Source organism: Flavobacterium branchiophilum NBRC 15030 = ATCC 35035, from assembly GCF_002217205.1.
Lineage (GTDB): Bacteria > Bacteroidota > Bacteroidia > Flavobacteriales > Flavobacteriaceae > Flavobacterium > Flavobacterium branchiophilum.
This window is the reverse complement of record NZ_MUGT01000039.1, coordinates 24762-38375: the sequence shown is the minus strand read 5'-3', so window position 1 is coordinate 38375 and position 13614 is coordinate 24762. Positions and strand designations below refer to the sequence as shown.

At 33.0% G+C, this 13614-nt stretch carries 11 protein-coding genes; 5 read left to right on the top strand and 6 right to left on the bottom strand.

Features of this window, described 5'->3' with window-relative positions; translation table 11 throughout:
* Window positions 1-561 precede the first annotated feature (561 nt).
* The 4 genes from B0A58_RS05480 (at window position 562) to B0A58_RS05465 (ending at window position 5958) form a co-directional block, all read left to right on the top strand.
* Complete coding sequence (locus tag B0A58_RS05480) at window positions 562-1749, top strand: phosphoglycerate kinase (protein WP_014082806.1); 1188 nt, start codon at window positions 562-564, stop codon at window positions 1747-1749.
* Window positions 1750-1844: 95 nt separating this feature from the next.
* On the top strand, window positions 1845-4502 hold the full coding sequence (locus tag B0A58_RS05475; RefSeq protein ID WP_089080194.1) for a LysM peptidoglycan-binding domain-containing protein: 2658 nt from the start codon (window positions 1845-1847) through the stop codon (window positions 4500-4502).
* A 4-nt stretch (window positions 4503-4506) separates the two neighbouring features.
* Complete coding sequence (locus B0A58_RS05470) at window positions 4507-5493, top strand: DUF4837 family protein (protein ID WP_243389448.1); 987 nt, start codon at window positions 4507-4509, stop codon at window positions 5491-5493.
* Window positions 5494-5958 (top strand): GNAT family N-acetyltransferase, encoded by a 465-nt coding sequence (locus B0A58_RS05465; protein WP_089080192.1) that lies wholly within the window; start codon window positions 5494-5496, stop codon window positions 5956-5958.
* Window positions 5959-6044: 86 nt separating this feature from the next.
* Here B0A58_RS05465 and B0A58_RS05460 read toward each other — a convergent pair whose 3' ends face one another.
* Window positions 6045-7187, bottom strand: a complete 1143-nt coding sequence (locus tag B0A58_RS05460) for a cystathionine gamma-synthase (RefSeq protein ID WP_089080191.1) — start codon at window positions 7185-7187, stop codon at window positions 6045-6047.
* Between the two features lie 92 nt (window positions 7188-7279).
* Here B0A58_RS05460 and B0A58_RS05455 point away from each other — a divergent pair, with 92 nt between their 5' ends.
* On the top strand, window positions 7280-7753 hold the full coding sequence (locus tag B0A58_RS05455; RefSeq protein WP_089080190.1) for a CYTH domain-containing protein: 474 nt from the start codon (window positions 7280-7282) through the stop codon (window positions 7751-7753).
* A 184-nt stretch (window positions 7754-7937) separates the two neighbouring features.
* Here the strand turns inward: B0A58_RS05455 and B0A58_RS05450 are convergent, their stop codons facing one another.
* The 5 genes from B0A58_RS05450 to B0A58_RS05430 all read right to left on the bottom strand — a co-directional run bounded on the left by B0A58_RS05450 (window position 7938) and on the right by B0A58_RS05430 (window position 13348).
* Complete coding sequence (locus B0A58_RS05450; RefSeq protein WP_089080189.1) at window positions 7938-8468, bottom strand: septal ring lytic transglycosylase RlpA family protein; 531 nt, start codon at window positions 8466-8468, stop codon at window positions 7938-7940.
* A 189-nt stretch (window positions 8469-8657) separates the two neighbouring features.
* Window positions 8658-9068, bottom strand: coding sequence for a hypothetical protein (locus B0A58_RS05445; protein WP_089080188.1), 411 nt, complete (start codon window positions 9066-9068; stop codon window positions 8658-8660).
* Between the two features lie 110 nt (window positions 9069-9178).
* Complete coding sequence (locus B0A58_RS05440) at window positions 9179-11989, bottom strand: TonB-dependent receptor (RefSeq protein WP_089080187.1); 2811 nt, start codon at window positions 11987-11989, stop codon at window positions 9179-9181.
* 188 nt (window positions 11990-12177) lie between these two features.
* On the bottom strand, window positions 12178-12756 hold the full coding sequence (gene nadD / locus B0A58_RS05435; RefSeq protein ID WP_089080186.1) for a nicotinate (nicotinamide) nucleotide adenylyltransferase: 579 nt from the start codon (window positions 12754-12756) through the stop codon (window positions 12178-12180).
* 97 nt (window positions 12757-12853) lie between these two features.
* The gene (locus tag B0A58_RS05430; protein WP_089080196.1) at window positions 12854-13348 is read right to left on the bottom strand and encodes a hypothetical protein; all 495 of its coding nucleotides are present in this window, start codon (window positions 13346-13348) and stop codon (window positions 12854-12856) included.
* Window positions 13349-13614: the final 266 nt, after the last annotated feature.

Below are 13614 nucleotides of genomic sequence, written 5' to 3'. Positions count from 1 at the left end.
TTGTTGGACAAATATGATATTAAGGTGGTTTGAGAGGGAGGGAGTAACCTAATTATAAAAAAATCTTAATAATATTTATTAAATTAAATATTATATTTATAATCCAATGTCGTTTAGATAAGCATTAATTTAACGACATTTAATCTTATACCAAATATACATATAAAATAGTCCAATCTACTTGTTCTTTTTTGCTAAAATGAGTCAAAAAAAATAGTTCCGTAGCCCGGCTATGCAACGATTTTTTTTGAAAATTTTTTCTAAAAAATAACTACGTATCTTTGGACTATTTTATAAAAATATTTGGTATAAAAAAGGAGGCGTCAATTTTTTTACTATATTTAAATATATGGGTATTTATAAATTTTTCTATTCATTATTAGTTTTTTAAAGTTTGTTCATTATAATTAAAAGCAAACCAATAAGATATTAACTAAAATTAAAACAAATTTACATCGATTTCGCAATATTATTATCTGTTTTTTAGATAAATGATGGTTTTGAAAAATATATTTATACTATATTTGTGAATAATTTTAAAATATTTAAACCCAATACAATATGAAAACAATTCAGGATTTTGATTTTCAAAACAAAAAAGCGATTATAAGAGTTGATTTTAATGTACCATTAGACGATGAATTTAATGTAACAGATGCTACAAGAATAGAAGCCGCAAAACCTACTATTGACAAGATATTGAAAGATGGCGGCAGTGTGATTTTGATGTCGCACCTTGGCAGACCCAAAGGAGTGGAAGCCAAATACTCTTTGCAACATATATTGAAAAAAACTTCAGAAATACTGGGTGTTGATGTGCAATTTGCTTCAGATTGTATTGGCGAAGTTGCCGCAACCGCTGCTCAAAACTTGAAACCCGGTGGTGTGCTATTGCTTGAAAATTTACGTTTTCATGCCGAAGAAGAAAAAGGCGATGTGGCTTTTTCAAAAGCCTTGGCAAGCTTGGGCGATATTTATGTAAATGATGCTTTTGGAACAGCACACCGAGCACATGCTTCGACCACCATAATTGCGCAGTTTTTTCCAAATGCTAAATGTTTTGGATTGCTATTGGCAAAAGAAATTGAAAGTTTGAATAAAGTTTTAAAAGATTCTGAAAAACCCGTAACGGCGGTATTAGGCGGTAGTAAAGTGTCGTCTAAAATAACAGTTATCGAAAATATTTTAGATAAAGTAAACCACATGATTATTGGTGGCGGTATGACTTATACTTTTGTAAAAGCCCTTGGTGGCCGAGTTGGCGATTCTATTTGTGAAGACGACAAACAAGACCTGGCATTGGAAATATTAAGATTGGCCAAAGAAAAAGGAGTTCAAATTCATATACCTGTAGATGTAGTGGCAGCAAATGCTTTTTCAAAAGATGCGGATACACAAATTGTGGATGTTCGTGAAATTCCAGATGGATGGCAAGGCCTTGATGCAGGACCAAAATCGTTGGAAAATTTCAAAAAAGTTATTTTAGCTTCCAAAACTATTTTGTGGAATGGCCCATTAGGCGTTTTTGAAATGGATAAATTTGCTGCGGGTACTATCGAACTAGGGCATTATATTGCCGAGGCTACAGCAAACGGTGCTTTTTCATTAGTTGGTGGGGGCGATTCTGTTTCGGCAGTAAAACAGTTTGGATTTGAACACAAAATGAGCTATGTTTCTACGGGTGGAGGGGCCATGTTAGAAATGCTAGAAGGTCGAATTTTACCAGGAATTGCGGCTATTTTAGAATAAAAAATAATTTTTAACAAATTTTATACAATTTATTGGAATTAACCTTTTATTTTTGCAATTCTTTGAATTATAATTGATTGCTAAATTTAAGGTTTATGACTAAAAAAGTATATACACTCGCTATAGCATTTTTTGCATCAACAACGTTATTTGCTCAACATGAGACAGATAGCGTTGTTCGTGTAAATAATGCCCCTAAAGTTTCTGTTTTGGATTCTTTGAAAAAAACTTTTGTAAAACACGATGCTATTTCAAAAATTGATGCCCAATGGATGAAGGAGCTTTCAAATGATGCCCTTTCGGCCGAACAATTTGAGGATATATCCAATATGAATATGGACGAAACGGTTGCCTACGATTTGCCAACAGATATTTTAAAAGCTCGTTTGAAAAAATTAGATGCCAAATCGCCTTTTAATATCGAATATAATCCAGGTTTGGAAAACGTCATCAAATCGTTGTTAAAAAACAGAAAAAAATCGTATGCCCGTTTGATGGCAATTGCAGAGTATTATTTTCCAATGTTTGAAGATGCTCTTTCTAAATATGATATTCCTTTAGAAGTTAAATATTTAGCCATAGTAGAATCTGCTTTAAATCCAAGAGCCAAATCAAGAGTAGGAGCAGGGGGACTTTGGCAATTTATGTATGGTACTGGTTTACAATATAATTTGAATGTTAATTCTTATATAGACGAACGTAGCGATCCATTAAAATCGACCGAAGCGGCTTGTAAGTACTTATCGGGGATGTACAAAATTTTTGGCGATTGGGATTTGGTTTTGGCCTCATATAACTGTGGGCCAGGTAATGTAACTAAAGCCATTAGACGTTCAAATGGGCAAAAAAATTATTGGAACATACGCAAAAATTTACCACAAGAAACGGCTGGCTATTTGCCTGCTTTTTTGGCAACTATGTATATTTTTGAATATCATAAAGAACATGGTATTACCCCATTAAAAGCCCCAGTAACTTATTTTTCTACGGATACCTTGATGGTAAAAAGACAGTTGAGTTTTAAACAAATTTCTAATTTATTAGATATTCCAGTAACTGAACTACAGTTTCTAAATCCATCTTACAAGCTAGATGTTATCCCTTTTGAAGCTGATAAACAAAATTATTTAAGACTACCACAGGATAAAGTAGCTGTTTTTGCATCAAACGAAGATAAAATATACTACTATGCCGATTATGAAGATAATTTAAGAGAACGCCCAAATACCCGACCTTCTATAGCAAATGATTCTTTAAGAAACAATCGTCAAAGATATGTTACCCGCTATAAGTTTCATAAAGTGGGCAAAGGGGATAGTTTGAGCGAAATAGCACAAGCTTATGGAATTTCAAAATCGGAATTAAAAAAATGGAATCATTTGCGTAGCGACAAAGCACCATTGGGTAGAAATTTAAAAATTAGAATTACCGAGAAAGTTCAAGCAACAGAATTGGCAGAGGCAAAAACACCAAAATTGGATAAAGCTACTGACTTGGCCTCTCAAGATACCAATAAACCTCATGTTGAAAAAACAAGTACTGATCATGTATCTGCATCGTCGGATTTGATAACAGAAAAGATAGTATCATTTAAAAACGTTACCAAATCTTATAAAGTCAAAAAAGGAGACGATCTGGGCGATATTGCTAGACAATATGATGTAGCTGTTTCTGATATTAAAAAATGGAATAAACTAAAAGGCGACAAACTTAAAAAAGGAAAAACGTTAAAAATTCATACCACAGAAAGAGTTGTAACAACTGTTAGAAAAAAAGAGAAAAAACCGGTAACAACTCATGAAGATAATGAAACGTTAGTTGCCAATAATGACGAAAAACCAGCAGCAGCAACTAAAATTGAAAAAGAAGTAAAACCTGAAAGTAAAAACACCAAATTTATTTATGAAATAAAAGAGGAAAAAGTAGTAGCTTACAAAGACGTTGCTAAATCTTACAAAGTTAAGAGTGGTGATAATTTGAGCGAGATAGCAGAAAAATTTAATGTGTCTGTTGCCGAATTAAAAAAATGGAATAAAATTAAAGGCTCGACTGTAAACAAAGGCAAAACTTTAAAAATCATTTCAAATGAAAAAGTAGTTACTGTTGTAAAGAAAAAAGTAAAAAAAGAAGTAGAATTTAAACCAGAACAACAACTTGCCACTGTAGAGCCAAAAGAAGTAAAAACTAAAAAAGTTCAAAAAGCAGATACAACAAAAGCTACTAACGAGTATTTAGTAAAAGAAGGGGAAACACTGGCTACAATTGCAAAAAATCATAAAACGACGGTTGCCAATTTGAAAAAATGGAATAATTTTGAAGATAATTCCGTAGAAGCCGGAACTAAATTGGTAGTGAGCAAACCAGAACATGCAGAAGCAGAATGGCAAGCCAAAGAGGTACAAGAATATGTAGTTGAAAAAGGAGATAACGTATGGAAAATTATCAAAAAATATAATATTTCATTAGCAGATTTAAGAGCTTGGAATAATTTGACAGACAACAATATTCAGTTAGGTACTACGCTTATCGTTTCAAAACCCGAGGTAAGTCCAAAGGAAAAGAAGCAGTTGCAAAACAATAAGATGGTTGCCAGTACTAAAAATGGTGAAAAAATGTACCAAGTAAAAAAAGGGGATTCGCTTTTTAGCATATCCCAAAAATACCCTGGTGTTACCGTTTCTGATTTAAAAAAATGGAACGGCATTAGAGATGGCGATATCAAACCAGGAATGAAATTAAAAATCAGTGGTTAATCAATTGATACATAATATCCAACTAATTACCAAAAAGAGCGGTCTTTTAACCGTTTTTTTTGGTTCTTTTTTTTGGATGTCGTGCCATTTTAAAAAAGAAGAAACCCAACAAGTAACTTCGGACAAAATAAATAATGTATCGATTATCATAGACGATCAATTGTGGGATGGCGAAATAGGCGATACTTTACGAAATAAATTTGCATCACCAGTTTTAGGATTGCCTCAAGAAGAACCTCTTTTTACAATCAACCAATACCCTTTAAAACTTTTGGAAGGTTATATGACCAATAGCAGAAATATTATGGTTATTAAAAAAGAATCCAAAAGCAAGTTCAGTCATCAAATTAATGAATATGCACAACCCCAAAATGTGTTTCATATATCGGGCAATTCTGTAAAAGAAATTATTGACACTATTGAAAAAAATAGCAATATTATTATTGGTAAATTAAAAAAAACTGAAATAAATGAATTGCAAAAGAGAAATAAAAACAATGTTTTACGAACCAAAAAAATAGCCGATAAATTTCATATTACGCTAGAAATTCCCAAAAATTTTAGCATCGTACGCAGAAAAGCCAAGTTCATGTGGTTTAAAAACGAAATCTTGGGGGGTAGTATTAGTATTGTCATATATGAATTGCCTTTTAAAAATTTTACCCAAAACGAGGTTATTCGAATCCGTGATTCTATTGGGAGTTTGTATATTCATGGTAATGAAATGGGTACCGAAATGAAAACCGAAGATTCCTATTCGCCGTATTCAACTTGGATACAAATGGCACATAAACGGGCTTATGAAACACGTGGGACTTGGATTATGAAAAATGATTTTATGTCGGGGCCTTTTTTGAATTACTTTATTTTAGATCATAAAAATAAAAGAATTATGGTTTTAGAAGGGTTTTGCTATGCACCATCAAAACCAAAACGTGATTTGATGCTAGAGCTAGAAGCAATAATAAAAACAATACAATTTAAAAAATAAATGGAAACAGTACAGTGGGAAGTAAAGCCTTTTGAGGCATTAACGGTTTTTGAACTCTATGAAATATTGCAATTGAGAAGCGAAATTTTTGTTGTTGAACAAAATTGTGTATATCAAGATTTGGATTTCAAAGATTATAAATCGTGGCATTTGATGGGCAAAATAAACCATCAGGTTGTTGCTTATTCCAGATTGTTTGATGCAGGCCAATATTTTGAATATGCCTCCATCGGAAGGGTAACTGTAAATGCTCAATACCGAGCAATGAAAATGGGCCATGCCTTAATTGTCGAATCAAAAAAACAAATCAAAAACCTTTTTGGCACTACAAATATTACCATATCGGCACAGTTGTATCTTAAAAAATTTTATGAACAACATGGTTTTGTTGCCACAAGCGACGTGTATTTGGAAGATGATATCGAACATGTTGAAATGAAATTATCATCCAATTTGGGTGTGTAATCTATAAATTGGCATGAATAGAAAATAAAAAACGTTACATTAAAATTGATTAAGTAACGTTTTTTTTTTTTTGATTAGTCCGAGTTTTAGTCCAATGCTTGTGCTATATCTGCCAATAAATCTTCAATATCTTCGATACCAACGCTCAACCGTACCATATCGTCTGAAATGCCAACTATTTTCCTTTTATCTTCAGGAATAGAGGCGTGTGTCATCAAAGCAGGATGATTGGCTAAAGATTCTACGCCACCCAAAGATTCGGCCAATGTAAATACTTTCAATTTTTCTAAAAATTTAATAGCCTCTGTTTTTTCGCCAGAAGCAAAAGTAAAAGTAACCATACCACCAAAATCAGCCATTTGTTTTTTGGCAATGTCATGATAAGGGTGGTTTTCTAATCCTGGATAATATACCGTTTTGACTTTTGGGTGTTGGTTTAAAAAAGTTGCCACTTTTGTTCCGTTCTCACAATGCCTTTGCATTCGGATATGAAGGGTTTTGATGCCTCTAAGTACTAGGAAACTATCCATAGGACCCAATGTAGCTCCAGTAGCAAACTGTTGAAAATGTAATTGATTGCCTAAAGCTTCGTCTTTTACAATTAAGGCACCAGCTACCACATCGCTATGGCCACTCAAATATTTTGTGGCCGAGTGCATTACCACATCGGCACCTAGGTCTAGGGGTTTTTGCAAATAAGGTGTCGCAAAAGTATTGTCCACCGCAAATAGGATTTGGTGTTGTTTTGTAATCGTTGCAATGGCTTCAATGTCTGCCAGTTTCATCAATGGGTTTGTTGGCGTTTCTACCCACACCATTTTGGTATTTGAATTGATTAATGCCTTAAAATCTTCCAACCGATTCATGTCTATAAAATGGAATTTGATACCTGAATCTTTATAAATTCGTGTAAACATTCTAAAAGTTCCACCATACAAATCGTCCATTGCAATCACTTCGTCGCCCGCTTTTAGTGAGCGTAATAAACAATCAGTAGCGGCTAATCCAGACGAAAATGCTAGGCCACGTGTACCGTTTTCAATACTTGCCAATGCGTTTTCTAATGCCGTTCGTGTTGGGTTTCCTGCTCTGCTGTATTCATAGGCTCCAATTGGATTTCCTGGACTCGATTGTACAAATGTAGAGGTTTGATAAATAGGAGGCATTACAGCTCCTGTACTTGGATCGTGATGTTGCCCACCATGTATGGTTTTGGTATTAAATTTCATTTTAAATCAATTTATTTTTTACAAAGTTATTTTTTTTATTTTGAAATGACTAACAGATGCTTTAAAAATTCTACTTTTGAACCAAAAAAAGTATGTTAGAGATTGAAAGAAAATTTAAAGTTACATCAAACGACTTTAAAACTGCTGCAAGTACATCCAACGAAATTGCTCAAGGCTATTTGAATGACCATCCAGATAGAACCGTAAGGGTGCGGATTAAAGGAGCTAAAGCTTTTTTGACTATAAAAGGCAAAAGCAATGCCGCTGGAACCACACGATTTGAATGGGAAAAAGAAATTCCCGTTCATGAAGCACAAGACTTACTTTTATTGTGTGAAAAAGGAGTTATTCAAAAAAAGCGTTATGAGGTTTCAATAGGCCAACATGTATTTGAAGTAGATGAATTTTTTGGAGACAATCAAGGTTTAATTATTGCCGAAATAGAACTGACCACAGAAAATGAAGTGTTTGAAAAACCATTATGGTTGGGAACCGAAGTTACAGGCGATGAACGCTATTATAATGCTTATTTGAGCCAAAACCCATTTGTAATGTGGGAAAAATAATTAATGGCATTAAAGGCGGCTATTTTGAAATTTACTTATTGCAAAAAAACAGTTTTCTTATTTATTGATGAATCATAAAAAAAGACTATTAAAAAAACAACTTTTTTAAATTCATTTGCGATTCAAAAAAGTTGTTTTGATGATTTCAAATTGTTCCTATCTTGTGGTTGAACAATTTATTTGATTATGGTTTTGCCAATTCGGCAATGCTTACTTTGATAGAACCGCCATAACTTTTGGGTGCAATTTCCATAAAAGCTCTTTTTGTAAGGTCTATGTCTCGACCTTTTACAAATGGACCTCGGTCTGTAACGGTAACAATAACAGACTTACCAGTTTTGTTGTTTGTAACTTTTAATTTTGTTCCAAATGGATATTTTCTATGGGCGGCTGTATAACCATTGTTGTTAAAAATTTTGCCACTAGCTGTTTTTCGACCAGTAAATTTATCTGCATAATAGGAGGCATGGGCTTCGTTTTTTACGATTTTATAAGCCTCCTTTGGTGCCAACAAGGTATCGGGTAGCCATGTTTTTGTAACTTTTGAAAGGGCTTCGGCTTTTACAGTGTCTTGTATAGCCACTGTTTTGGCCGAAGCATTCTTTTGAACAACTGTTGTTGTTTTTTGGGTTTTGGTTTTTTTTGGTTGTTTTTTTTGAGCTTCTATTGTATTTACAAGTAACAAACAAAGCAAAAAGCTGAAAATTTGTTTCATATATGTGATTTTTATGAGTTAGCGGTCATATATGTTATCGCCGTTTGTTGTTGCTATTTGCAAAAAATATAGTTGTTGGCGATTTCATTTGAGTTAGTCTATAAGTTAAAAAATTATTAAAGTTGGGTGTTTTATTAATAATTTTTTTTGAAGATGACAATCAAATTCAAGCGTTGAAAAGAAGTTTTTTTAGAACCACAAATTCCATGGGATTCTACTTAAAATAAGCAAAAGTCCTAATCCATAAAACAAAGCAATGGATTTGAATTTAGATTTGTTGTCTGTAGCTTTTTTGTGTTTGACCCATCCAATGGTTATCAATACAATTCCAATAATATTAATCAATGGATGTTCTAATGAAGTTAATCGAAGGCTACTGTCTTGCATTTGTCCAAAGGCGGCAGCGCCAAGTGGCGAAATAAAATACGTAATCAAGCCAATGAGCAGTTGTGTGTGTGTAAATATAAGACCCAATAATGATATTTTTCGATCTTTTGGTGTAAATTCTTTTGATGATTGAAGCCCTAAAACAGCATTTATAATGGCTATTACAAGGAATAACAATACCAAATAGGCCCAGCCAGAATGTAAGTGTTGCATGATAATTTGTTTTTAATTTATTTTTAGATTTCAAATATAATAAAAATCCATAAAAAAACGGCACTCTTTATTAAAGAATGCCGTTTTTTTGTGAAATTAATATTTTGATACTAGAAATTATATGTAATTCCAAAGTTCCAAGTGCGACCAAATCCAAAATTTACTTGGTTACCTGTTGCAACGCCATCATAAGTTTTACCAGAAGAGGCATAAGTTGGTCCAGAAGTTCCAGAAACGTAGTCGTTAGCAAAAATATTAGTACTAGATTCAGCAATGAAAATGGTATCCAAAACATTGTTTACATTAAATCTAAAACCTACGCTATTGGCTTTGTCTTTACCAACCAACATTTTATAAGAAAAACCAGCGTCAAGAAGGCCGTAAGAAGGCAATTTTAAAGCACCTTTATCCGCAGCTGCTTGTGTTTTGAAGGCAGATGGATCAATATTAGAATATAAGTTGTCCACAAAGTTATAATTTGCATCAAAAGATACTCTTTTTACTACTTCGTAGCTAGCACCAATACTTGCAGTGGTTTGGGCAGTATTACCTACTTTTAAACCATTGATGTATAAAGTTTCAGAAACTGGATTTCCTGCAGTATTTGTAATCACGTTATTGTTGATATCTTGATAAGATGCAGTTACATTGGAACCATATTTCCAGTTACCAATAGAAACAGAACCATTGATAGACAATTGTGTAAATGGTTTGTATGAAAAATCAACCTCTGCTCCAGTATGGATTTGTTCAACACCTGTTAAGAAAGCAGTACCCGCAATTGCAGGCGTTGATGACAATCCATCATGATCAATATTGGCAGTTGTAGTTACATAACGATCTTTCCAAGACGTTCTGTACAAGTTTACATTTGCATTAAATTTATCAGAACGGTATCCATATCCTAACTCAAAACCAAGAATTTTTTCGTTAGTTACATTTTCATTCAATACAGAAAGGTTGTTTGGATAAACAGAATTGAAGAAAGGTTGTTTTAGATAATAGCCTGCATTACCAAAAACGTTATTGTGTTTGTCTAAATTGTAATTTAAACCTGCTTTAAAGTTACCTCCTGTTAGGTTTTTGTAGCTAGTACTAGATAATGGATTTGAAGCTAAATAACTAAAACGATCAACTCTTTTGAAACCTTGTTGAGAAACGGCAGCTTGAATAAATGCAGTTAAATCGCCTGATGCGTATTCTAATTGTGTAAAACCACCATACCAATTTACTAAACCATCATAATCTCTAACAACGGCTTTGTCATTCAAAACATTGTAAAAAGGATTCCAAGATGGAGTAGCAGTTGAAGTTTGGCTTACATATACTGTTGGGTTGTTTTTATCAGCAGTATCCAAGAAAGAAGTAGCACCAAATAAATAGTTCAAATTTCTTGTATGAATTCCTTTGTAACTTCTAACATCAATACCAAAATCCAATGTGAAATTGTCGTTTAATTTGGTGTTCAAATTGGCTAAACCACCATACCAGTCATGAGAATTGATTCCAGAAATCATCGAAATACCATTTGTAGTATTTGTGCTTGTTGCAGCGGTATTTACAAAACCTTGTCCAGCAACTTGAGTTCTTGTATAGTTTACTCCTGTATTTGATGTAATTGTATTTCCAGAGTTATAGTTGTAAATTCTGTCGTAATCGGTGTTTAAATTACTTGTCAATAACTTGGTGTCATTAAAAGCCAAACCGTTTATTCTACCATAAGCTCCAGATCCTCCTCCACGTCCCCATGAAGCATACCCAACTGCTGAAACTTTTGTGTTATCTGATACTTTCCACTCATAGTTCAAAGACATTACAGGTTTGCTATAAAAATTACGCATGATGTTGAATCTTTTACCTTGTAAATATCCTGCATCTCTGTTATACTTAACATTTGGTTCGCCATTGGCACCTGCTGCTAAATAATCGGCAATGGTTAGACGAGTAGATTTTTGACTATGCCATTGAGGAGCACCTGTAAAAGTAAACATTAAATTGTGTTTTGGGTTAATTTCATATCCTAAACCAATAAAATAGTTGTATCCTTCAGCCTCTGTCCCTTGAACATATCCATCTTGAATAGTTCTACTCATTAATATAGATGATGAAAAACCATTTTTAAGTTTTCCTGTATTGTAACTAGCTACCCATTTTAAATAGTTATTATTACCAACTGTAGAAGAAATACTTCCGCCTTCTTTTTTGTCTGATGTTCTTGTCAATACGTTTACAGTACCACCAACAGATGCAATGGCAAGTTTAGAAGAACCTAAACCTCTTTGTACTTGCATAGCGGTTGTAACGTCTGATAAACCTGCCCAGTTACTCCAATATACAGCCCCATTTTCCATGTCATTTACTGGAACTCCATTTATCATTACGGCAATATTTTCTTGAGCAAAGCCTCGAATAGTCATACGAGAATCACCAAAACCTCCTGCACCTTTTGAAGTATATACAGACGGTGTATTTTTTAATATCTCTGGAAACTCTTGATTACCTAATTTTTGTTGAATTTCTGCGGCTTTTATAGTAGAAACAGCCACGGGTGTTTTTCTGTCTTTTGCCACGTCGATAATAGTACTTTTTACAACCACTTCGCTCAATTCATTGGAATCTGCTGCTAGTTGAATTGTACCCAAATCTTTAGTCTCCCCTTTTTGAACGGTAAAACTTACGGCTTTGCTTTGAAAGCCAATAAACGAAATGGTTATTTGCCCTGAAGCTGGTACATTTAAGGTAAATTTACCATCAAAATCTGTCGAAGTTCCTGTCGAAGTTCCTTTAACTACAACATTTACACTTGGTAATGCCCCATTTTGTGAATCGACAATTTTTCCTTTTACTTTTCCTTGTGCAAACATCATGGTTGCCATCAATAAAAAGAAACCTGAAAATAAACTGTTTTTAAAATTTTTCATGTTTGTTTTGGTTTAAAAATTTTTTGCAAAAATCCAATATTTTAAACTAACGTATGTTAAGTTAATGTTAAGAACTAAATAACATTTAACATATTTTTAAGTAAATTACCTTTTTTTTAAGATTTTGCTAGTCTATGTTTGATTAAGACGTTAAAAGTATTTGAAGGAATAACATTCAAAGGTTTTTCTTATTTTTTATAAAAATTATTATGATCTATATATTTCCAAACTTTTTCTGATAAAAGGGGCTGTACATTAAGACCTTTTTGAATGTTGTTTCTGATCCATGTTGATGAAATTTCTACTTTTGGAGCCGCTATTTTTACGACATTCGTCAATGGTATTGTACTATTTTCTATTGCCGACCCAACTCTTGGATACACATAAATGGTGTAGTTTTTTACTATAAATTCATAATTTTTCCACTTGTGTAAACTGTCTAAATTGTCTTCGCCCATAATCAAAGCAAATTCATGCTGTGGGTATTTGTCGGCCAAATGAGCCAATGTATTGACTGTATAATTGGGTTGCGAAAGTTTAAATTCTATGTCTGAAGGGCGTAATTTTGGATAGTTTATTGTTGCAATTCGCACCATTTCAAGGCGGCTGTAATTGTCCAATAACGTTTGCTTTTTTTTTAGTGGGTTATGTGGTGTTACTACCAGCCATATTTGTTCTAAATCGCTGTGTTCTGCCAAATGATTAGCAATAATCAAGTGTCCGATATGGATGGGGTTGAAGGAACCAAAATAAAGTCCTATTTTCATGAGGCTTTTTACTTTTTAGGGTTGCAAATTATTTTTTTAAACAAATTTTAAAGCTAAAAATACTTTATGTCAAATTGAAAATTTTCTTAAAATGATGCTACTTCAAATTTTTATCTGTGGTTTGTGGCAATACAATAGGCAAAACAAATTGTGTGTTTACTGGGATTCCCCGTTTTATTGCAGGGCTAATCTTTGGAAAATCAGTTAATTTGATTGCCAAAACACTATCTGTTTTTTGTCGCATCACTTGGGTCGTGTCTTTTGAAAACTGACTTTCAAATTTGAGCTTGGAAGTTGCAAAAACAGTTACTTTTATTTTTAATGTATCCGCAGTTGCATATATAACGCTCAAGGAATCTGTCCCAATTTTATCCTGAATATTTTGTGTTAAAAACTCAAAAAAACATGCTTTCTGTTGATTGCTTTCAGTAACAGTTTCACAGGCAACAATAGAAGGTAATTTATCAACTTTTTTCCAATCAATTTCTTTCATCCTTTTGTCTAACAATTCTTGTTCTGTTGGTGCTTTTTTATCTAAATACTGGCAAGCAATTAATAAAAAGGGTATAACCGAAAATAGTATTTTTTTCATTTGACAATGTAATTTTATGATAAAGTCTTTTTTTAAATAATTTCCAAAATGAAGTTTAGTTTCCATAAAATAAGGTGCAAATTTACATAATTTATCATGAATAACAGCAGCAATAAGGTCTAATATAAAAAAATGCTTTTTTTTGTAAAGTTATCATTTTATAACTACATCCACAACTTTATATTTTCAGAATGTTTGGGGCCTTATTATTTTTTAACTGTCCGTAACTTATACCAAATAGGCTTGTTTTAATTGGTATTGCACTA

What these genes read in the sequence shown, in the direction of transcription:
- B0A58_RS05465 (WP_089080192.1), top strand. Translation starts at nt 5,494, where the DNA reads ATGGAAACAGTACAGTGGGAAGTAAAGCCTTTTGAGGCATTAACGGTT.
- B0A58_RS05460 (WP_089080191.1), bottom strand. Translation starts at nt 7,187, where the DNA reads ATGAAATTTAATACCAAAACCATACATGGTGGGCAACATCACGATCCA.
- B0A58_RS05430 (WP_089080196.1), bottom strand. Translation starts at nt 13,348, where the DNA reads ATGAAAAAAATACTATTTTCGGTTATACCCTTTTTATTAATTGCTTGC.
- B0A58_RS05475 (WP_089080194.1), top strand. Translation starts at nt 1,845, where the DNA reads ATGACTAAAAAAGTATATACACTCGCTATAGCATTTTTTGCATCAACA.
- B0A58_RS05450 (WP_089080189.1), bottom strand. Translation starts at nt 8,468, where the DNA reads ATGAAACAAATTTTCAGCTTTTTGCTTTGTTTGTTACTTGTAAATACA.
- nadD (WP_089080186.1), bottom strand. Translation starts at nt 12,756, where the DNA reads ATGAAAATAGGACTTTATTTTGGTTCCTTCAACCCCATCCATATCGGA.
- B0A58_RS05440 (WP_089080187.1), bottom strand. Translation starts at nt 11,989, where the DNA reads ATGAAAAATTTTAAAAACAGTTTATTTTCAGGTTTCTTTTTATTGATG.
- B0A58_RS05480 (WP_014082806.1), top strand. Translation starts at nt 562, where the DNA reads ATGAAAACAATTCAGGATTTTGATTTTCAAAACAAAAAAGCGATTATA.
- B0A58_RS05445 (WP_089080188.1), bottom strand. Translation starts at nt 9,068, where the DNA reads ATGCAACACTTACATTCTGGCTGGGCCTATTTGGTATTGTTATTCCTT.
- B0A58_RS05455 (WP_089080190.1), top strand. Translation starts at nt 7,280, where the DNA reads ATGTTAGAGATTGAAAGAAAATTTAAAGTTACATCAAACGACTTTAAA.